Source organism: Devosia alba, assembly GCF_039938915.1.
Classification (GTDB): Bacteria; Pseudomonadota; Alphaproteobacteria; order Rhizobiales; family Devosiaceae; genus Devosia; species Devosia alba.
The window spans coordinates 1-227 of the sequence record NZ_JBDUUI010000176.1; the positions used below are offsets into that span (position 1 = coordinate 1).

1 protein-coding gene is annotated in these 227 nt (G+C 40.5%); it reads left to right on the plus strand.

The window, feature by feature from the left end:
• On the plus strand, positions 1-227 hold a 227-nt coding region (locus ABFY71_RS19190; RefSeq protein ID WP_347947476.1), incomplete at both ends, for a hypothetical protein.

Below are 227 nucleotides of genomic sequence, written 5' to 3' on the forward strand. Positions count from 1 at the left end.
TAAATTAATCCAGATCGCAAAGAATGAAACCGGATATCTTGAAAAGGCAAGTAATAGTCAGCTTGATAGTAAGACAGCAAATGCCGGAGAAAATAATTACACAAAATACTGGCGAGATATTAAACCGGATTACCAAGGACAGCCATGGTGCGCAGCGTTTGTTTCGTGGTGCATGATGAAAGCATTCGGCTTAGACACAGCAAAGAAGCTTTTAAAACACTGGCCAT